This is a genomic window from Streptomyces sp. NPDC031379, assembly GCF_055569615.1.
The window spans coordinates 353,147-373,130 of sequence record NZ_JBVIIT010000002.1; the positions used below are offsets into that span (position 1 = coordinate 353,147).

The 19,984-nt window shown below is 72.9% G+C and carries 14 protein-coding genes and 1 tRNA gene; 5 read left to right on the top strand and 10 right to left on the bottom strand.

Going from position 1 to position 19,984, the window contains the following annotated elements:
- Positions 1 to 79 precede the first annotated feature (79 nt).
- On the top strand, positions 80 to 1,627 hold the full coding sequence (locus ACZ5CW_RS04445; RefSeq protein WP_468598249.1) for a PucR family transcriptional regulator: 1,548 nt from the start codon (positions 80 to 82) through the stop codon (positions 1,625 to 1,627).
- Here the strand turns inward: ACZ5CW_RS04445 and dapE are convergent.
- The 4 genes from dapE to ACZ5CW_RS04465 all read right to left on the bottom strand — a co-directional run bounded on the left by dapE (position 1,608) and on the right by ACZ5CW_RS04465 (position 7,445).
- Positions 1,608 to 2,663, bottom strand: a complete 1,056-nt coding sequence (gene dapE, locus ACZ5CW_RS04450) for a succinyl-diaminopimelate desuccinylase (protein WP_468598250.1) — start codon at positions 2,661 to 2,663, stop codon at positions 1,608 to 1,610. The genes ACZ5CW_RS04445 and dapE overlap by 20 nt on opposite strands.
- Positions 2,664 to 2,865: 202 nt before the next feature.
- A complete protein-coding gene (locus tag ACZ5CW_RS04455; RefSeq protein WP_468598252.1) occupies positions 2,866 to 3,507 on the bottom strand; it encodes an IclR family transcriptional regulator in 642 nt (213 codons plus the stop codon).
- A gap of 326 nt (positions 3,508 to 3,833) precedes the next feature.
- Positions 3,834 to 5,633: a DEAD/DEAH box helicase gene (locus tag ACZ5CW_RS04460; RefSeq protein WP_468598254.1), complete on the bottom strand. Its 1,800-nt coding sequence runs from the start codon at positions 5,631 to 5,633 to the stop codon at positions 3,834 to 3,836.
- Positions 5,634 to 6,008: 375 nt separating this feature from the next.
- Positions 6,009 to 7,445 carry an MFS transporter gene (locus ACZ5CW_RS04465; protein WP_468598255.1) on the bottom strand — a complete coding sequence of 479 codons (1,437 nt, stop codon included), beginning with the start codon at positions 7,443 to 7,445 and terminating at the stop codon, positions 6,009 to 6,011.
- Between the two features lie 178 nt (positions 7,446 to 7,623).
- On the opposite strand from ACZ5CW_RS04465, the gene ACZ5CW_RS04470 reads away from it, so the two are divergent.
- Positions 7,624 to 7,695: transfer RNA gene (locus ACZ5CW_RS04470), tRNA-Cys, on the top strand.
- An 88-nt stretch (positions 7,696 to 7,783) separates the two neighbouring features.
- Here ACZ5CW_RS04470 and ACZ5CW_RS04475 read toward each other — a convergent pair.
- The gene (locus tag ACZ5CW_RS04475) at positions 7,784 to 8,215 is read right to left on the bottom strand and encodes a hypothetical protein (RefSeq protein ID WP_468598257.1); all 432 of its coding nucleotides are present in this window, start codon (positions 8,213 to 8,215) and stop codon (positions 7,784 to 7,786) included.
- Positions 8,216 to 8,754: 539 nt separating this feature from the next.
- Here ACZ5CW_RS04475 and ACZ5CW_RS04480 point away from each other — a divergent pair.
- The 3 genes from ACZ5CW_RS04480 (at position 8,755) to ACZ5CW_RS04490 (ending at position 11,371) form a co-directional block, all read left to right on the top strand.
- Entirely contained in the window at positions 8,755 to 9,891 is a 1,137-nt protein-coding gene (locus tag ACZ5CW_RS04480) for a hypothetical protein (RefSeq protein WP_468598259.1), read from the top strand.
- A 138-nt stretch (positions 9,892 to 10,029) separates the two neighbouring features.
- On the top strand, positions 10,030 to 10,650 hold the full coding sequence (locus tag ACZ5CW_RS04485) for a hypothetical protein (protein ID WP_468598261.1): 621 nt from the start codon (positions 10,030 to 10,032) through the stop codon (positions 10,648 to 10,650).
- Positions 10,651 to 10,741: 91 nt separating this feature from the next.
- Positions 10,742 to 11,371: a hypothetical protein gene (locus ACZ5CW_RS04490; protein WP_468598263.1), complete on the top strand. Its 630-nt coding sequence runs from the start codon at positions 10,742 to 10,744 to the stop codon at positions 11,369 to 11,371.
- Between the two features lie 17 nt (positions 11,372 to 11,388).
- Here the strand turns inward: ACZ5CW_RS04490 and ACZ5CW_RS04495 are convergent, their stop codons facing one another.
- The 5 genes from ACZ5CW_RS04495 to ACZ5CW_RS04515 form a co-directional block, all read right to left on the bottom strand.
- On the bottom strand, positions 11,389 to 12,549 hold the full coding sequence (locus ACZ5CW_RS04495; protein ID WP_468598265.1) for an SUKH-4 family immunity protein: 1,161 nt from the start codon (positions 12,547 to 12,549) through the stop codon (positions 11,389 to 11,391).
- 285 nt (positions 12,550 to 12,834) lie between these two features.
- Complete coding sequence (locus ACZ5CW_RS04500; protein WP_468598266.1) at positions 12,835 to 15,147, bottom strand: xanthine dehydrogenase family protein molybdopterin-binding subunit; 2,313 nt, start codon at positions 15,145 to 15,147, stop codon at positions 12,835 to 12,837.
- On the bottom strand, positions 15,144 to 17,189 hold the full coding sequence (locus ACZ5CW_RS04505; RefSeq protein WP_468598267.1) for a (2Fe-2S)-binding protein: 2,046 nt from the start codon (positions 17,187 to 17,189) through the stop codon (positions 15,144 to 15,146). The genes ACZ5CW_RS04500 and ACZ5CW_RS04505 overlap by 4 nt, the downstream gene beginning before the upstream one ends.
- The gene (locus ACZ5CW_RS04510) at positions 17,186 to 18,079 is read right to left on the bottom strand and encodes an FAD binding domain-containing protein (protein ID WP_468598268.1); all 894 of its coding nucleotides are present in this window, start codon (positions 18,077 to 18,079) and stop codon (positions 17,186 to 17,188) included. The genes ACZ5CW_RS04505 and ACZ5CW_RS04510 overlap by 4 nt, the downstream gene beginning before the upstream one ends.
- Positions 18,080 to 18,303: 224 nt before the next feature.
- On the bottom strand, positions 18,304 to 19,983 hold the full coding sequence (locus ACZ5CW_RS04515) for a beta-N-acetylhexosaminidase (RefSeq protein ID WP_468598270.1): 1,680 nt from the start codon (positions 19,981 to 19,983) through the stop codon (positions 18,304 to 18,306).
- Position 19,984 lies beyond the last annotated feature (1 nt).

Here is a 19,984-nt window from a genome sequence, read left to right on the forward strand (position 1 = left end):
ATCCGTCCGTGTTGTGCGGGCGGCCAAGGGATGCGTACGTTCGTTTCAGCATTCGCCAATCAGCCTGCCAAGGACCCCCATGGACGCTTGCACCCTCGGTGATCTCCTGGACGTCGTCGGCGGTCCCGCCCTGCGCCTGCACACCGCCCCCGCCGGCCGTTCGGTGCCCGTCACCGAGGCGGTGCTGTACGACGGCCGTCCCGCGCTGCCCCCCGTGCCCGGCGGGCTGCTGCTGGCGGTCGGGGTGCGGGCGGCGGACGCGGGGCCGCTGCTGCGGGCGGCGGCCGAGGCCGGGCTGACCGGGGTGGTGGTGCGGGGTGCGGACGGGCCCCTCGAGGAGGCCGAGGCCCACGGCGTGGCCCTGCTGTCCGTCGCCGAGGACGCCGCCTGGCACCAGGTCCACCTGCTGCTGGCGTCGGCCATCGCCGCCCAGCCCGCCGCCGCCGACACCGGTCTCGGCGACCTGTTCGCGCTGGCCGACGCGATCGCCACCGCGACCGGCGGGGCCACCGCCGTCGAGGACCCCGGCCGGCGGATCCTCGCCCACTCCACCGTCCCCGGCCAGCCGATCGACGAGGACCGCCGCCAGGGCATCCTCGGCCGGCAGGTGCCGACGAACAGCACGGAGAACAGCGAGCAGTACCGTCGGCTGTTCGCCGCCGACCGCCCCGTGCGGCTGCCCGCACTGAACGACGCGGACCTGCCCCGGCTGGCGATGCCCGTACGGGCCGGCGGGGAGACGCTCGGCTCGGTGTGGGTGATCGACGACGGCTCGCTCGCCCCGGACGCCGAGGACACCCTCGCCCAGGGCGCCTCCACGGCCGCCCTCCTCCTGCTGCGGGCCCGTGCGGCACGGGAACTGGCCCGGCACCGGGGCGGCGACCTGCTGCGCCGGCTGCTGGACGGCACGGCCGACGCGGCGACGGCCGCCGCCCGGCTGGGCGTCGCGGGCGCGGCCCGGGTGGCGGCCTTCGTCCTGGACTGCGCCGCGAGCGTCCCGGACACCGAGCGCACCGCGCTGCGTCTGCTGGACGTCGTACGCCTGCAGTGCGAGGCACGCTACGGGCGGCACGCGTGCGTGCTGGTGGACGGGGTGGTGTACGCGGTGCTGCCGGCGCCCGGTGAGCGGCACAGACGGCTGGCCGAGGACATCGCCGGCCGGGCCGGGCAGGCGCTGCGGGTGCCGGTGCGGGCGGCGCTGGGCGAGGTGGTGCCGGACGCGGGCGGTCTCGCGGACTCGCGGGCGGACGCGGACCTGGTGCTGCGCGTGCTGGACGCGGATCTGCCGGTCGCCACGGTGGACGAGGTGCGCCCGCGGGTGACGCTGCTGCGGCTGGCCGAAGTGATGGGCGAGCGGCGGGAGCTGAGCGCGGGCGCCTGGCGCAGGGTGCTGGCGTACGACGCCGAGCACGGCACGGAGTACGCCCGCACGCTGGTCTGCTGGTTCGACGCGGGCTGCGACATGGCGGGCGCGGCGAGACGCCTCGCCGTGCATCCCAACACCTGCCGCTATCGCCTCAGGCAGCTCCAGGGCCACGCCGGGGTCGACCTGGACGATCCCGACGAACGGCTGGTGCTGTGGTTGCAGTTGAGGGCGCTGGCCGGGCTCACCGGAGCCACTGCCTGAGCCGCCGCTCGCACCGCTCCAGGTGCTCCACGGGTACGTACTCCCCCGCCGTGTGGGCCAGCGACGGGTCGCCCGGGCCGTAGTTGATCGCGGGCACGCCGAGCGCGGCGAACCGGGCCACGTCCGTCCATCCGAGCTTGGGCCGGGGCTCCGCGCCGAGGGCGGTGACGAGGTCGCCGGCCCGGTCCAGGTGGGGCAGGGCTCCCGCGACGACCTCGGTGACGTGGACCTCGTACTCCGGGAAGAGCCCGCGCACGTACGCCTCCGCCTCCTCGGGGGAACGGCTGGGCGCGAAGCGGCAGTTGACGGTCACGACACACTCGTCGGGTACGACGTTCCCGGCCACCCCGGCTCGCACCGCGACGGCGCCGAGCCCCTCGCGGTACTCCAGTCCGTCCACCAGGACCCGCTCGGGGACGTGCTCGTCCAGCCGCTGGAGCACCCGGGCGGCCTTGTGGGCGGCGTTGACGCCCTGCCAGGCTCGGGCGGTGTGGGCGCGGGCGCCCTTGACGACGATGTCGGCGGTGAGGACGCCCTGGCAGCCGGCCTCGATCCCGGCGTCGGAGGGCTCCATGAGGATGGCCAGATCGGCTTCCCGAAGCAGTCCGGGCCGGGCGGCGGCGATCCGGGCGAGCCCGTTCCTCTCCCCCTCGACCTCCTCGCACTCGTAGAAGACGTAGGTGAGGTCGCGGACGGGCTCGGCGACGGTGGCCGCGAGCCGCAGGGCGACGGCCACCCCGCCCTTCATGTCGCAGGCGCCGAGCCCGTGGACGCGGCCGTCGGCGAGCCGGGAGGGAAGGTTCCCGGCGGCCGGAACGGTGTCCAGGTGCCCGGCCAGCACGGCACGTTCGGGTCGTCCGAGGGCGGTGCGGGCGATGACGGAGTTGCCCACGCGGTCGACGGCCAGGTGGGGCAGTGTCCGCAGGGCCGCCTCGACGACGTCCGCGAGGGGGGCCTCCTCTCCGCTCTCGGAGGGCAGGTCGACGAGGGCGCGGGTGAGGGTGACGACGTCGGCGGTGAGGTCGAGGCGGTTCATACGAGGTCCTGCCGCTGGTGCTGGTGCCGTGGGCTCGGCATGGATGGCACTTGATGATGCGGCAGGGCGAGCGGACGGCGGTGGGGGGATCGGCCAAAGGCGGGGCGTGTGTGTTGACGGTGCGGCCAAAGGGCACGGGCAAGAGAAGGCAGGCAGGTGGACAGGCAGGCAGGCAGAGAGCCCGCCCACCCGGCCGGCCGCGTCAGCGCAGCGCCTCCGCGACCTCCCGCGCCGCCTCCACCACCCGCGGCCCCACCCGCTCCGGGACGGCGTCCGCCAGCATCACCACACCGACGCTGCCCTCGACCCCCGTCACACCGACCAACGGTGCCGCGGCCCCGCTCGCCCCCGCCTCCAGCTCCCCATGGGTGAGCGTGTACTCGGGGTCGACGGACGGCGACTGCCGGGCGGCGAGAATCGCCTTGCCGGCCGCCCCCCGGTCCAGGGGATGCCGGAAGCCCGCCCGGTACGCCACGTGATAGTCCGTCCAGGTCGGCTCGACCACGGCGACGGCCAGCGCCTCGGTCCCGTCCACCAGCGTCAGATGCGCCGTAGCGCCTATGTCCTCGGCCAGCGACCGCAGCGCGGGCAACGCGGCCTCCCGGACCAGCGGATGCACCTGCCGGCCGAGCCGCAGCACCCCGAGCCCGACCCGGGCTCGCCCGCCGAGGTCACGCCGTACGAGTGCGTGCTGCTCCAGCGTGGCGAGCAACCGGTACACCACGGTACGGTTCACGCCCAGTTTGGTGGACAACTCGGTGACGGTCAGCCCGTGGTCCGTGTCGGCCAGCAGCTTGAGGACGCGCAGTCCCCGGTCGAGCGTCTGAGAGGTCTCCGCGGTCACGACGCCCACTCCTTTTGGTGGTGAGGTCGGCGGGCCCTGAGCGAGAAATGCGTCACCGAGTCCCGTCGGCGACGCGCTTCAGAGGCCGCCGATCGGCAGGACGGCCCGGCGGCTCCGGGCCGAGTCGCTTTCACGGCTGCGCTCCGCGGCGGCGCTGCCACGGGGCGTGTGCGTAGCGGGACAGTAGCGAAGCCGGTTCGCTGAGCGGAAGCCTTCGTCCAGAATCCGGGCAAGCCCAGATCCGGCCTGCCTGCATTCGTCCGGATACGCGCGCCCTCCGGGCCCCGGAGCGAAGCCCCGAGGGGCCCGCCGACCGGGTGGGAGAGTCACCTCATCCGCGTGGCCCACTCCTGCACCTTGGCGATCCGCTGCCGCAGCTGCCCCGCCGTGGCCTCCGCACTCGGCGGGCCCCCGCACACCCGCCGCAGCTCGGTGTGGATGACCCCGTGCGGCTTGCCGCTCTGGTGCACATACGCGCTGACCATGGTGTTGAGCTGCTTGCGCAGCTCCATCATCTCCTTGTGCGAGACGACGGGCCGCCGCTCGGCCGGCAGCTCCAGCAGGTCCGCCTCGCTGTCCGGCTTCTTCCTGCTGTGCGCGATCTGCCGGGCCTGCCGCTTCTGCAGCAGCAGCTGCACCTGCTCCGGCTCCAGCAGCCCCGGAATCCCGAGGTAGTCCTGCTCCTCCTCGCTCCCCGGGTGCGCCTGCATGCCGAACTCGGCCCCGTCGTACAGCACCCGGTCGAAGACGGCGTCGGACTCCAGCGCCTCGAAGGGCAGCATGTCCTGCTCGCCGGTGTCCTCGTCCTGCTGCTTGTTCGCCTCCTCCATCTCCTTCTCGGATTCGGCGTACGGGTCCTCCTCGCCCTCCTTCTTCGGCTTGTCGAGGGCGTGGTCCCGCTCCTTCTCCATCTCGTTGGCGAAGGTCAGCAGGTCGGGCACGGTCGGCAGGAACACCGACGCGGTCTCGCCGCGCCGCCGGGACCGCACGAAACGCCCGACGGCCTGCGCGAAGAACAGCGGCGTCGAGATGGTCGTCGCGTAGACCCCCACCGCGAGCCGCGGCACGTCGACACCCTCGGACACCATCCGGACCGCGACCATCCACCGGTCGTTGTTGCCGCTGAAGTCGTCGATCCGCTTCGAGGCGCCGGCGTCGTCGGACAGCACGAGGGTCGCCTTCGTGCCCGTGATCTCACGGATCAGCTTGGCGTAGGCGCGGGCGGAGTCCTGGTCGGAGGCGATGACGAGGGCGCCCGCGTCCGGGATGGCCTTCCTGACCTCGGTGAGCCGCTGGTCGGCGGCGCGCAGCACGCTCGGCATCCACTCACCGCGCGGGTCGAGCGCGGTACGCCAGGCCTGGCTGACCGCGTCCTTGGTCATCGGCTCGCCGAGCCGGGCGGCGATCTCGTCACCGGCCTTCGTGCGCCAGCGCATGTTGCCGCTGTAGGAGAGGAATATGACGGGACGCACGACGTGGTCGGCGAGGGCGTTGCCGTAGCCGTAGGTGTAGTCGGCGGCGGACCGCCGGATCCCGTCCTGCCCCTCCTCGTACGTCACGAAGGGGATGGGGTTGGTGTCCGACCGGAACGGCGTACCGGTCAGCGCGAGCCGTCGGGTGGCGGGCTCGAACGCCTCCAGGCACGCCTCGCCCCAGGACTTGGAGTCACCGGCGTGGTGGATCTCGTCCAGGATCACCAGCGTCTTGCGCTGCTCGACCCGGTTGCGGTGCAGCATCGGGCGTACGCCGACACCGGCGTACGTGACCGCGACCCCGTCGTACTCCTTGCCGAGCGGGCCCGCGCTGTACTCCGGGTCGAGCTTGATCCCTACGCGCGCGGCCGCCTCCGCCCACTGCTTCTTCAGGTGCTCGGTCGGCGCGACCACGGTCACCTGCTGCACGACGTGGTGGTGCAGCAGCCAGGAGGCCAGCGTCAGGGCGAAGGTCGTCTTGCCGGCGCCGGGCGTGGCGACGGCGAGGAAGTCACGCGGCTGCTCCTGGATGTACTTCTCCATCGCCCCCTGCTGCCAGGCACGCAGCTTGCTGGCGGTACCCCAGGGGGCCCGTCCCGGGAAGGCGGGCGAGAGGTGGTGCGAGTGTGCGGAGGAAGCGGCGGTGGTAGTCACGGTCTCCGTGCAGGGTCGGGCGGCTACGTATGACAACCGGGCCACCCTACCGGCGCCGCCCCGGCGTCGACGCCCGGACGAGGCCGGGTCGGCCCTGGGTGGGACCCACGTCACAACCGCCGCATCCGCCCCGTGATCACCCCCGCCACCCGGCCCCCGCGCCACTCGGCCCCGCGCCCGGTCACGTCCCGCGCCCCGGCCCGCGCGCCGCCGCCGGCGGACCGGCCGACCACTCTCACCCGCCTCCCCGGCTCACCGCCTTGGCCCGCCGTCCGGCTCACCGCCTTGGCCCGCTCTCCGACTCACCGGCGTCGCCCGCCCTCCGACTCACCGCCGTCGCCCTGTCCGGCTCACCGCCGTCGCCCACTCTCCTGCTCACCGCTCGTGCAGCCGGCGCGTCACCCAGGCCCCCGCCAGGGCCACCCCCGCCATCGGCAGGAAGACGGCCGCGAAGGCGGCGGGGTGGCCGCCGCCGCCCGTCGTGTCCGTGGTGGCCGCCGTGCTGCCGCCGCCCAGGGCCGCGAAGGCCGCCCCGGTCGCCGCCAGGAGGACGACGTTGGAGAGGGCGTCGGAGATCTGGAGCGCGGCGGAGTTGGTGCCGGCCTCCTCCGGGGCGGACAGCCGGAGCAGGAGCACGCTGGTGGAAGAGATCACCAGGCCCATGCCGAAGCAGCCGAAGCCCCAGGCGACGGCGACGATCCAGACGGGCACGGAGTGCAGCAGCACGCTCGGCGCCGCCACGATCGCGGCGGCGACCAGCACCATCCCGGCGGTCATCAGCCGCTCCCGGTACGGCGTCACGCGCGGCCGGGACTGCACCCAGGAGCCCAGCGCCCAGGTGCCGCCGCCCGCCGCCAGCGAGAACCCGGCGAGCGTGGGCGACAGACCGCGCTGGGTGACCAGCATCAGCGGGACGAAGGACTCGGCGGCGACGAAGGAACCGGCGGACAGCCCGCGCAGCAGCACGACGGAGGGCAGTCCGCGGGCCGCGCGGTAGGTGCCGCGCGGGAGGAGGCCGAGGACGGCGGGCACGAGCAGGGCGGCGCCGGCCGCACCGGGGAGCAGGGAGAGGGGCCGCAGGTCCTGGGCGGCGTACTGGAGGAGTCCGGCGCCGAGGGAGATGCCGAGGGCGAGCCGGATGCGCCGGGGGTCGAAGGAGGCGGCGCCCGCGTCCGCGTCGACCGGCCCGGACGCCCGCCGGCGTATCTGCGGCAGGGCGAGGGCGAGGGGGAACACGACGAGGGCCGGGATGCCGAGGAAGACCCAGCGCCAGCCGAGGTGCTCGGTGACGGCGCCTGCGGCGAGGGGGCCGACGATGGAGGGTACGACCCAGCCGGCCGCGAAGGCGGCCATGATCGCGGGCCGCAGCCGTTCCGGATAGGCGCGGCCGACGACGACGTACAGGGCGACGATGACCAGCCCGCCGCCGAGGCCCTGTACGGCCCGCCCGAGGACGAACACCCACATCGCCTGCGCGGTCCCGGCGACGACCAGTCCCGCGGCGAAGGCGCCGATGCCCGTGGTCAGCGCGCCCAGGGGGCCGCGCCGGTCGGACCACTGACCGGCGAGGACCATCCCGAAGAGGCTGGTCGTGAAGTACCCGGAGAAGGCGAAGGCGTACGACGCGACGCCGTCCAGTTCCCGGGCCGCCACCGGCATGGCCGTCCCGACGGCGGTCGCCTCGAAGGCGATCAGCAGCACGACGGACACGATGCCGACGCTGAGCGCCCGGTGCGACCGGCTCAGCACACCGCCGTCCTGCTCGACGGCGTGGTCCACGACAGCGGCGTCACGGGATTCAAGGGCACTCATGGTCGCCAGCGTAAGGTCCGCAACCGACTTTGACCCCTGTCCGGAGCCCCACCGCCCTTACGACCTTGGTCGTACGCCCCGCCCCGTTTCATGAACGCCGTATGGCAGTCGCGTTGCGCCGCCGCCGATCCCCTTGAACCCCCTTCCGTCCTCCGCCTACGGTCATGTCCACGAACACGGCCGTGTGCCCGAGTGGTTTAGGGGCTCGCCTGCAAAGCGAGTTACGTGGGTTCGATTCCCGCCACGGCCTCTGTCTGCCTGACCGGGCAATGCATAGGGCGGCCCCCTCCGAGGGGGCCGCCCTATAGCGCAAGCTCAACTCTGAGTCATGCCGTCGCTCAGAAAACGTTCACGCTATCCACACAGAGGTCGATACCGGTTGTATCCAGGTAGAACTCGACCCTGACTGTTCGCGCAGAACTCGTCAATTCGACAGCAGAGGTGACGAGCGTCCACTGGGTACCCACGGAGAACCGTACCGATATATTCCGCACCGGCTCCCACTGCCACAATGCCAAAGTGCCATTCACGACACCGGTGCGGGCACGAATCCAGGCGATCGCAGTGATGCTACGCACGTTCTGGATCTGAAAATCCTGCCGGATCGATCCACCCCCCTGCGTCGTGCGCACAGCCAGGTAGTTTTCACCCGACTTGGGGACCACATCATCGCTTTTGTGAATCGCATAGGTCACCGCGTTCGCGATGTTCTCCCGAGCCCATGGGTCGATTTCCGCGTCCTCGAAGCTGGGATTGCGTAAGTGCGACATCCTACCCCCTTCGTCGCGAGCACCGTACTGCCGCATCCGCCGGTACAGCAAGGATGCATTCGGGTTCCGAGCATGAACATCGAGCACCCGAGCCACCCATCAGGCATAAATCTTCACTCTGATGACAGAGGGCACCGGTACCCGTACGCAAGAATCATCGAAAGGGAGTGCAGAAAATCTTCACGCGTACGCCGCATTAAGTACGCCCGCGGAGGAAAAGATATGAGCAGTATGCTCTGGTGTCATCTGCCGCCCCTGCATCATTCTTTCTCTCGGCAGCGCCTCACAGGCGGCCAGCGCGCTGCCCGCATCTCCTGTCGGTGGGCAGGGCTCCCGCCAGGCCGAACGCCGTTGCGAGTGCTTGTTCGGTCGCGTGGGGACAGTGGATCGCCTGTACGGCCGAACCTTGCATCGTGGCCGAGTGACATGCGCTCGCGGCGCGCCTTCGGGGGTGCGAACTACGAGTTTGCTCCCTGTGTCCGAAACATGACGGTGCCGCCCCTGGCCCCAGCGGGCGGCCCGGCATCCGAAGGAGAGTCATGAGACGCACTCTGTACGGCGTCGCGGCTGCCATCGCGGCCACGGCCGTCACCGGCTTGCCCGCCGCACCGGCCGTTGCCGCGCCACAGGCCACGGTGGGTTGCAGCGCTTCCGCGCTGACCCATGCGATCGCCGACGCGACGGCGGGGGACACGCTGAACCTCGCCCGACACTGCACCTACCACCTGACCGCCCCCTACGCGGGCGCCGATGGACTGCCGGTCATCCAGAAGCGACTCACCATCCACGGCCACGGCGCCACCATCGTCCGCGATTCGGTGGCAGCCGGCGCGTTCCGGATCTTCCACGTCGCCTCCGGCGGTGATCTCCGCCTCGACGACGTCACGGTCCGGGGTGGCAATTCCCCGGGGGACGGAGGGGGCGTTCTGGTCGAGAGCGGGGGCAAGCTGAACCTCAAGGACGTCACGGTTCTCGACAACACCGCGGCGGTCCGAGGCGGCGGCGTGGCCGTCCTGCAGGGTGCCACGGGCGTCATCACGCGCGGCTGGTTCAAGTTCAACAACGCGGACTCCGGCGGAGGTCTTCAGGCCGACGGCACGGTGCGTGCCGACGGCACCCAGTTCACGCGCAACCACGCGAGGCGGTTCGGCGGGGCGATCGATCACGACTTCGGTGACTCCGTGTTCAAGCAGACCACCGTCAACAACAACACCGCCGACTCCGACGGGGGAGGCGTCGACATCGACGACGGCCAGATCGAGTTCGTCGACAGCAAGATCGTCAACAACTCCAGCGCGGGCACCAGGGGCGGAGGCATCTTCAACGGCGCCGCACTGAAGCTCACGTCCACCGAGGTCAGCGGCAACGTCATCGGCGGCGTGGACGGCCGGGGCGGCGGCATCTACAACGCGACCCTGGGTGACCTCGTACTCGAGCACAGCACCGTGAAGCGCAACAGCGCCAACGGTTCCGGCACGTCGCAAGGCGGCGGCATCTACAACAACGGCGGGAACGTCACGCTCGATCACAGCACGGTTCAGGACAACGCCTCCACGGTGGCTCCCGGCGGCGTGTTCACCCTCACCCAGTTCACGGTCGTCCGGCCGACCATCAAGAACAACATCCCCACCAACTGTGCGGGCAGTCCGGTCATCGTGACGGGTTGCTCCGGCTGATTCCCGCGAAGGCACCGTCGCGACGGCGGCGCCGGTGGCGTCCCGGCCCAGGCCAGGACGCCACCGGGTCGCGCCGATCGCCGTACATCGCCGCTGCCCTGCCGCCCGCGACCAGACGACACGGCGTAAGATTTGAACGTGTTCGAAAAGGCTGCCGGCATGACGGGGTCGTGTTCGCCGAGCGGTTGCATCCCGGTCGCCTTCGACGCTGCTTCTTCTGGGGAGGGGACAGCCGTGCCGATCTACACATCCGGCCTAGCCGGAGGGCGGTATGCCGGGTTCGTCGTCTGCTTGCTCGCGCTCGCGGGATGCAATCCGCACATGTACGACGAGGTGCCCGCGCTGCATGACGCGAAGCGGGCGGAAGTGCCGGGGTCATGGCTCGGCTACGACCGGACGAGCGTCGTTTTCCGGCCCGACGGAAAGGCCGACATCCGTCTCCTGGACGGACAGGAATGGGACTTCGATGACAGGTGGCGTCTGTCGGGCAGCGGAACCTGGAAGCTCACCGACCGGCGGACCGGGTGGAACGATGGCCGGCATGTCCAGCTGACCCTCACCTCACGCACCGCGGTGGCGGCGCGTGCGCCGGAGCCGGACGAGCCGCTCGACCCGCCGACGGACCGCCCCCGGCCGCCCAGGACCTACACCTGGACCTTCGAGCTGGAGCGCGACGACAAGGAAGCGCTCAAGCTCTACTTCTTTTTCGGCGACCCGGACTCACGCAGCACATACGTCCTGGAGAGGGAAGAGCCCTAGCCCCTTGCGTCGCCGCACCCGCGCGCCCCGCTCGCTCACCGATACCCCACAGTCTTCACCGGACCGCCGCATGCCGGATGATGTTCCTTGAATGAACAACGATCTTGGGGGGAACATGCGCGCCGGCGCCATCACCGCAGCGGCCACCGCCGTACTTGCCATAACCCTCGTCGGCTGCGGCAGCGGCGGCGAGCCGGGCAAGGTCCGGGTGACGGTCACCGAGACGGTGACCTCCGGGAGCAGCGCGGCACCGGACGAGGCCACGCCGCCGGCGGCCGACGGGACGCCGGGGACCGTACCCCTGCGCACGGTGCAGAAGTTCCGTTTCGCGGGCGACGAGGAGTACGACCCGATGGCCGGCACCGCGACGGTCCTGTCCTACCGGCAGCCTGTCCCCGCGCAGGTCAGCGCCGCCGAGGAGATCAGCACCAAGGGCTATGTGTGGGCCGCTCTCGAGGTGAAGGTCTGCGCGACCGAGGGCGAGTTCACCACCTCGTCCCAGCCGTGGACGCTGGCCTACGAGGACGGCGCCCGCATCGAGCCGAGCAGCACCACCTACGACGACTTCCCGAAGCCCGAGTACGTCGAGGACGCGGCCGTGCCCGCGGGCGAGTGCTCACGGGGGAACATCGTCTTCCCCGTGCCCGGCGACGAGCGGCCCGCCAAGGCCGTCTACAGCACCGACGACTCCCCCACCCTGCGGTGGTCCCTGACCGGGTGAGGCACCGGGTGCCGCGCCTAGAGCACCCCGCCCGCCTCGTCCCGGAAGACGTCTGTCCAGTAGTGCCACGTCGTGTCGGGGAGGGTGGCCGTGGGGTCGAGGGTGGCCAGGGTGTGGAGCATGGCCGCGGCCAGCTGGTCGTAGGCGTCCGTCGTGAGTTCGTGGCCCAGGTGCTCGTCGATGGTGCGTTCGTGGTGCAGGAACCAGAGCGTGAAGGCGAGGGTGGAGACGTCGGTGTTGAGGGGGTGGAGCGTCGCCTCCCGTTCGTTGAAGGTCAGGACCGCGCCCGTTCTGCCGTCGATCACCAGGCTGTTCTCCTCGATCAGGCGGCCGAGGCGGATCAGGTGGTCGCAGTGGGCCGGGAGGTCGTCCAGGAGGTGGTCGCCGGCGCGCTCGTCGGTGACGTACTCGCGCAGGGTCGGCAGGGGCACGTCCGTGTCGGCGTGGAAGAGGACCGCCTCCTCCGGCAGCCCCGTCTCGCGCAGGAAGCGGCGGGTCGGCTCGTGGGTGAGCGTGGCGGGGAAGTCGACCTCCTCGAAGCGGGCCACCCGGCCGTGGCCGAACTCCTGGTCCAGGACGCGCGCGGGGACGTCCAGGGTGAGGCCCGACGCCGTGCCCGGGCCGGCGACGAGGGCGAGCGGGCGGATCAGCGCGGCCGCCTTCCAGTACGGCGGGACCCTGCCGTCCGTGCCCTCCGCGAAGAGCCCGAGGAGCAGGCGCGAGGCATCGGCCACCGTCCCGGGGCCGTACCGGCCGGCCAGGGAGGCGAAACGGCCGCGCAGGCCCGCCAGTTCCTCGGTGGCGGCGGCGAACCGCAGGAGCGTGTCCAGGGAGGGCGCGAAGGGGCGCGGGGCGGACGGCTCGAAGAGGTAGGCCGTGGTGATCTCGCCGGTGGCGCCGTCGAGCAGGATCGACTCGCGTTCCATGCCCGCCGGGTTGAGGAGTTCGCCTATCACCAGGCGACCGCGCAGCTCCTCCGCCAGGTGGAGGGGGCCGGCCGCGGCGTCGGCGAGCGTGCGCAGCCCGTGCGTGCGCAGCGGCGAGAAGGTCAGCACGTCGGTGCGGGCGGGCAGTCCGGGGCCCGTGAGCAGGCCGCGCGTCGGCGCGTGCGTGACGTAGCGGTCCAGCTCCGCCTCGGTCAGCGTGATCGCCGTGGTCCCGGCGTCGGTCGTGCTCATCGCTCCCCCGCGAGTCTTCCCCGTGCGTGCCTGTGCGAGTACGCCGTCGTGCGCAGCCCTCGGGTGGGTGCGCCCACTGCTGCGCACACTACGCCGCCCCACTGACAACGGCCCTCACGAGGAAGGACGCCGGGCGACGCGGGCCCGTTCCGCGCCCGCGGCACCACCCGGTGGCTCACGTGAAGTAGATGCCGCCCGGCACCACGGCCAGCGCCGCCACCACGAACAGCACGATCCACAGGAACAACTTCCCGACGGCGGGCGGCGGCTCGTCGGGCGGGGTGCTCACCGGTCGGTCACCACCGCCGCCTGCGGGCGGATCGGGAGGCGGTTGACCGGGCGGCCGGTGGCCGCGCGGACGGCGGAGGCGATCGCCGCGGGTGCCGTGACCACCGGGACCGCGCTGACCGACTTGGCGCCGAAGGGGGCCACGACGTCCCGTTCCTCGACCAGCCGGACGATCCGGATGTCCGGCGCGTCGAGGGCGGTCGGAAGGGCGTAGCCGGTCAGGTCGGGATGGCGGATCAGGCCGCGCGGGGTGCGCAGGTTCTCGGTGAGGGCGATGCCGACGCCCTGCGTCACGCCCGCCTCGATCCGGGCCGTCAGCTGGGCCGGGTTGAGGACCCGCCCGACGTCCTGGGCGACGGCCAGCTCCACCACCCGGACCGCGCCCAGTTCGATGTCGACGTCCACGACCGCGCGGATCGCGCAGAAGGCGAGGCCCACGAAGGCGTCGCCCTGGCCGGCGGCGTCCAGGGGCTCGGTGGGGTGCGGCCGGCACTGGGCCGTGGCCCACAGCTCCTTGCCGTCCAGCGCCTCGGTGACGGTCGTCGACAGCACACCGTCGTAGGAGGTGATCTTGCCGTCGGTGATCTGGAGGAGTTCGGTGGACATGCCGAACTTGTGCGCCAGGGGCTGCAGGAGCTGCGTGCGGACCATCTTCGCCGCGCGCTCCACCGCGCCGCCCGACACCCAGGTGTGGCGGCCGCGGCAGCCCGCTCCCGCCGGGGGCTGGTCGGTGTCGACCGGGGCCACGTGGACCTCCTCGACGCCGAGGGTCTCCTGGACGATCTGCCGGGCCAGGGTGGTGAAGCCCTGGCCGGTCTCCACGGCAGCGCACAGCACGGTCGCGACGCCGTCGTGGACCTTGACGGTCGCCGTGGACACCTCGTCGGCGCCCTCCGCGCCGAGCATGTGCACCATGCCCAGGCCGTAGCCGACGCCCCGGCGCACCGCGCCCGGTTCGCCCGCGCCCTCGGGGCCGCCGGGCAGCAGCCACTCCTCCTCGGGCGTGTCCTTGGGCAGGGCGGGCAGCGGGAAGTCCCGTACGGCCTGGAGGAGTTCGGCGACCGGTGCCGGGCAGGTCACGGTCTGGCCGATCGGCAGGACGTCACCGGTCGCGAGGACGTTGCGCAGCCGCAGCTCGGCCGGGTCCAGGCCGAGCTTCTTCGCCAGCTTGTCCATCTGGGCCTCGTAGGCGGCGCACACCTGCATGGCGCCCTCGCCCCGCACATGGCCGGAGGGCGGGTTGTTGGTGCGCACGGCCCAGCCCTCGATGAACGCGTTCGGGACGACGTACGGGCCGCACGCGAAGGAGACGGCGGCGGCCAGGGCCTCGGCGGAGGTGTCGGCGTACGCGCCCGCGTCGAGCAGGATCTGCGCCTCGACCTTGACCAGCCGGCCCTCGGCGTCGGCGTGGTGGCGGTACCTGAGCAGCGTCGGGTGGCGGTGGGCGTGGCCGAGGAAGGACTCCTCGCGGGTGGCCGTGAGCTTCACCGGGCAGCCGGTTCTGAGCGCGAGCAGCCCGAGCGGGAGCTGGAAGCCCTGGTCCTCGCGGTCGGCGGTGGCCCCCGGCACCCCGGTGACGACGATCTTCACCTGATCGGGGGACAGGCCGTAGCAGGCGGCGGCGGTGTTGCGGTCGGTGTGCGGGTCGGTGGAGGCCAGGTACAGCTCCACCCCGCCGTCGGGGCGGGGCACGGCGAGACCGGCCTCGGCGCCGATGGGGGCCGGGTCCTGGCGGCCGATGCGGTACAGGCCCTCGACGACGATCTCGCCGGCCGCGTCCGGGTCGCCGTGGTGCAGCGGGATGTGCCGGATCAGGTTGCCGTCGGGGTGCAGCGGCTCGGCCTCGAAGGCCTGCTCGGGGTCGGTGACGGGGTCGAGCACCTCGTACTCGACGATGACGGCCGCCGCGGCCATCCGCGCGGTGTCCGGATGGTCGGCGGCGACGGCCGCGATGGGCTCGCCGTGGTGGCGTACGACCTCGGAGGCGAACACCGGGCGGTCGGGGACGCCCCGGCCGTGGCGGGGGGTGCCGGGGACGTCCTCGTGCGTGACGACGGCCCGTACTCCGGGCATCTCGCGCGCGTGTGTGGTGTCGATGGACACGATGCGCGCGTGCGCGTGCGGGGAGCGCAGCACGGCCGCCCACAGCAGGCCCTCGGCCCACAGATCGGCCGCGTACGGGAAGGTGCCCTCGGTCTTGGCGCGGGCGTCGGCGTGCGGCAGGGAGGCGCCGAGGCCGTGCGGCGACGGCTCGGCCACGGGGGCGGGTTCCGTTGCGGCGGTGGTCGCGGTGCCGGCTTCGTTGCTCACGCCTGGCCTCCGTCCTGGCCGTAGTGCTGGTCGTGCGGTCCCGGGCCGCCGTACGGGTCCTGGGTGTCGCCGTAGGCGCCCGGTGCGTCGCCGTACGGGTCCTGTGGCTCGCCGTAGGCGCCTTGCGGGTCGCCGTAGCCGCCGGGGGCGGTCCGCGGGGTGTCGAACGCGCCCGGAGCCTCGAACGCCGACGGGTTGACGCCGCCGGAGCCGGGGCCCGCCTGGTGCGGGATACGCGCCTGGTCGGCGTCCGTCCCGGGGCCGGCCTGCGGGGCCTCACGTTCGGCGACGACCTCCTTGACGGCCTCCACGACACCCCGGTAGCCGGAGCAGCGGCACAGGTTGCCGCACAGGGCCTGCCGGGTCTCCAGCTCGGTCGGCGCCGGGTTGCCCTCCAGCAGGTCGTGCACGGTCATCGCCATGCCGGGCACGCAGAAACCGCACTGCACGGCACCGCACCGGGCGAGCGCGCGCTGTACGTCGGAGGGCTGTCCGTCGACGGCCAGGCCCTCGACCGTCCGCACCTCGCTGCCGGCCGCGGTGACCGCCGGGACCAGGCAGGAGGCCACCAGACGCCCGTCGACCTGCACGTTGCAGGCTCCGCACTCGCCCTGCGAGCAGCCGTCCTTGGCGCCCGCGAGGCCGAGCCGTTCCCGCAGGACGTACAGCAGGGACTCGCCGATCCAGGCGTCGGTGACGGGGCGGTCGGCGCCGTTGACGCGCAGCACGTAGGAGGCGAGGGGGTGGTCGTCGTGCGGCGGGAGCGGCGCGGCGGCCGGGTCCTCGGCGGCGCCGTCGGGCGTGTCCTCGGCGGCGTCTTCGGCGGCGCCCTCGGGTGTGCCGTCCGCCGCGGTCGGCGCGGCCGCGTCGGCGGCGTGCTCCGGTCCGGCCGGGCCGGTGGGGGTCCCCGAGGTGCCGGGGGCGGGCGTGTCGGCCGCGTCGGCGGCGCGGTCCGGTGCGGGCACGTCGGCCGTGTCCGCCGCTGTGGCGGCCTGCGGTGCGGCGGCCGGGCGCGTGGGCTCCTCGTGGCCCGCCGGGCCGTCAGCGGGGCGCTCAGCGGCCTGCGCGGGGCTGTGCGCGTCGGCCTCCGGCGTGGCGCCGGAGGGGGTCCACTGCGGCGCGGGCGCGGGGTGCTCGCCGGGCACGGCGCGCGCGGCCGCGTCGCCGGGCGTGTCGCGCCGACCGGCCTCGGCGTGACCGGCGTTCCCCGGACCGCCCTCCACGTGCCCGGCACCGGAGTGGCCGCCTTCCGTGCGGAGAGCGCCGGTGTGCCCGTCCTCCGTCCGGAGAACGCCGGTGTGCCCCTCCTCCGCGTGGCGAGCGCCGGTGCGGCCGTCGTCGGCGTGGTCGGCCGGGTCGTGTCCGTACCGCTCCCGCGGGGCGTACGCCTCGTCCGGCGCGGTTGCCGGGGCCGGGTCCGCCGGGTGGGCACCGGTGTGGTCGGGCAGAGGGGCGCCTGGCCCGGCCGGGTTCTGCGGGTCCGCGGGCTGTCCCCAGGAGCGGCCCGCGCCGTCCGTCGCCCAGGGCGCGGGCGCACCGCCGGGCAGGGTGGCCGGCGGGGTGCCGCCCCACTGCTCGACCAGGGAGGACGTGGTGAACTCACCCGATTCGTCGGGGAGATCGCCGCCGGCGACGGGGATGGACCACTGGCCGGTGACGTCGTGCCCGGGGGCGGCCTGGGGCGCGGGCTCCTCGAAGGTCCAGTGCTGGGTGGCGCCGGGCTGGTAGGTGAACCGGTCGTCGGCGTCCGTGGCCTGCGCCGGGCCCGTGGCGTTCGGCTCGGGCCACTGGGCGCCGGCGGCGGGCGTCGTCCAGGTGCCGGTGGCCGCGGGGTCACCGGTTCCGGGGGCGACCGTTATCTGCGGCGGCACATAGCCGTGACCGGGTGCGGCGAGCGGACTGTCGCCGGACAGCAGGGCTTCGATGCCGCCCTCGGGGAGCTTGACGAAGGCGGTGGCGCCGTCGTCGTAGTCGCCCTGGGGCAGCGGGTTCCAGCGTCCGCCGCCCTGGGGCGTGCCCTCTCCGTGCTGGTCGTCGGTCATGACAGCGCCCTCCCCAGTGCTCGTCGGGCCAGCGCGGCGACGGTGCGCCGCAGGTGCAGTACGGCGGGCGGAAGCGGCGCCACCGAGCCGTCGGGCTCGGGTGCCGGATCGGGGATGCAGGCCGCGGCGACGTACTCGCCGAAGGCGTTCAGGGCCTCCGGGACGAGTGCGCGGTCGTTGTCCCAGTCGATGAGTCCGGCGACCCACTCCTCGGCCTCCAGGGGCCTGAGCGGCATCGGCGCTATGGCCCCGACGGCACACCGCACCCCGCGCCGGGCCGGGTCGAGGACGAGGGCCACGGAGGCCAGCGCGCGGCCCGGGCCGGTGCGGCCGGTCGCCTTCAGGAAGACCTGCGGGGCGTGCAGCAGCGGCACGCGCACGTAGCCGATGAGTTCGCCGCCGTGCAGCATCTCCACGCCGGCCAGCAGGTGCGACACCGGGATCTCCCGGCGGGCTCCGCCCGGGCCCGCGATGATCAGTGTCGCCTCCAGGGCGGCCAGCACCGGCAGCGCGTCCCCGGTGGGGGCGGCCGAGGCGATGTTGCCGCCCAGGGTGCCGGCGTTGCGGATGTGCGGCGGGCCCGCCGCGCGCGCGGCGGCGGCGAGCGCCGGGATGAGGGCCGCGAAGTCGGGGCGGCCCATCCGCGCGTGCGTGAGGCCCGCGCCGAGCAGCGCGTGACCGTCCTGGTACTGCCAGCCCCGGATCTCGCTGATCCGCCCGAGGCCCACCAGCGCGGCGGGCCTGAGCTGGCCGGAGTTGACGGCGGCCATCAGATCGGTGCCGCCCGCGACCGGGACCGCGGCGGGCATGGCGGTCAGGGCCGCCACGGCCTCGTCCAGTGTCGTGGGCAGCGTGACGGCCTGCGCCGCCTGCGGTGCGTGCGTGGTCAAACCGGCTGCCCCTTCCCGCTGCCCCACCTGGTCCCACCTGTGTGGCCGTACGGTACGTGCTCACAGGGCGGACGTGGCAACTCTGGCACATTCTCGTGAGGCCCGAACGCGGGGGTCCGCTAGGAGACATTCGCCCACCTCACCGAGGAGATGGTCCGTTTTCGTACGGCATCACCGGTCCGTGGCGATTGCCACTCTTCGGTGACCCTTGAGGTCTTTTTCCATTACTTGTTCGGAGGCGGCCCCTCGATCGGACGGCCGAGCACGCCGGGGCGCTTCTGCCACGGCCGGGGCCCGGTGGGCGGCCGGTAGGCGACGCCGAGGGCGTCAAGTCGCCCGTAATGGGCGGCCATCCGGCGCTCGAAGTCCGCGAAGTCCCGTTCCGCCGGGGCGGGCAGCCGGCTCCAGGCCACCTCGGCGAAGGCCGCGAGCCGGGGGAAGGTCTGGTAGTCCACGCGCGCGCTGTCCTCCAGCACCTCGGTCCAGACGTTCGCCTGGGTGCCCAGGACGTGCCCGGCCTCCTGTTCGGTGAGGCCGGGCGGTACGGGTTCGAACCGGTAGACGTCCTCCAGGGTGCGCACGAACCCGATCGGCACCGGCTCGTCCTCGCCCGGGGCCTGACGGTGGTCCAGGTACACGTACTGCTCCGGGCACATGACCACGTCGTGGCCGGCCCGTGCCGCCGCGATGCCGCCGCCGTAGCCGCGCCAGGAGGACACCGCCGCGTTCTTCGCAAGGCCGCCCTCCAGGATCTCGTCCCAGCCGATGAGGCGGCGCCCGCGCGCGGTGAGCCACGCGTCGAAGTGCCCGATGAACCAGGACTGCAGTTCCTCCTCGTCGGCCAGACCGAGTTCCGTCATACGGGTCTTGGCGGCCACCGACTCGGTCCACTGCTCCTTGCGGCATTCGTCGCCGCCGACATGGATGAACCGCGAGGGGAACAGCTCCAGCACCTCCTCGAAGACCCCCTCGTAGAAGCGCAGGGTGGTGTCGGTGGGGGCCAGTACGTTGGAGGAGATCCCCCAGGTGTCCAGGACGGAGAGGGCGGTGGTGTCGATGACGTCGGTGTTGCCGAGTTCCGGGTATGCGGCGATGGCGGCCTGCGAGTGGCCGGGTACGTCGATTTCCGGGACGACGGTGATATGCCGCTCGGCGGCGTAGGCGACGATCTCCCGGATGTCGTCCTGGGTGTAGTAACCCCCGTGCGGCTTCTCCTCCCACAGCGGCGAGGCCCGGTGACCGAATTTCGTCCGCGTCCGCCAGGAAGCGGTCTCGGTCAGCTCGGGGTACCGCTTGATCTCGATCCGCCAGCCCTGGTCGTCCGTCAGATGGAAGTGGAAGACATTGAGTTTGTGCGCGGCCATCAGGTCCAGGTAGCGCAGCACGCCTTCCTTGGGCATGAAGTGCCGGGCGACGTCGAGGAGGAGACCGCGCCAGCGGAAACGGGGGGCGTCGTGGATGGTGACCGCGGGGAACTCCCACTCCTCGCGGACGGCGATCGGCGCCCGGCGGAAGGCGTCCGGCCCGAGCAGTTGCCGGAAGGTCTGGGCGCCCCAGAACAGGCCGGCCTCGCTCGCCCCGTCGATGGCGATCACATAGCCGTCGGCGGACAGGCGGTACGCCTCGGGGCTGCCGAGTTCCTCGGCCAGTGAGGGGATGATCCGCAGCAGGATGCGGTTCCCGTTGTCGGTGTGCGGCGGCAGCGGGTACCCGGTCGCCGCGCCCACGGTCGTCCGCAGCCACCGCGCCACCCCTTCGGTGCCGGCGGTCGCCTCGATCTCGGTCCCGGCGTCGATGAAGCACCCCTGGCCGCCGCCGGGCAGCGAGGCCGAGAAGCGGCCGGGCGCCGGGACCAGCCCCACGTCGAACCCGTCGAACAGCTCGTACGGAATCACATCCACCATG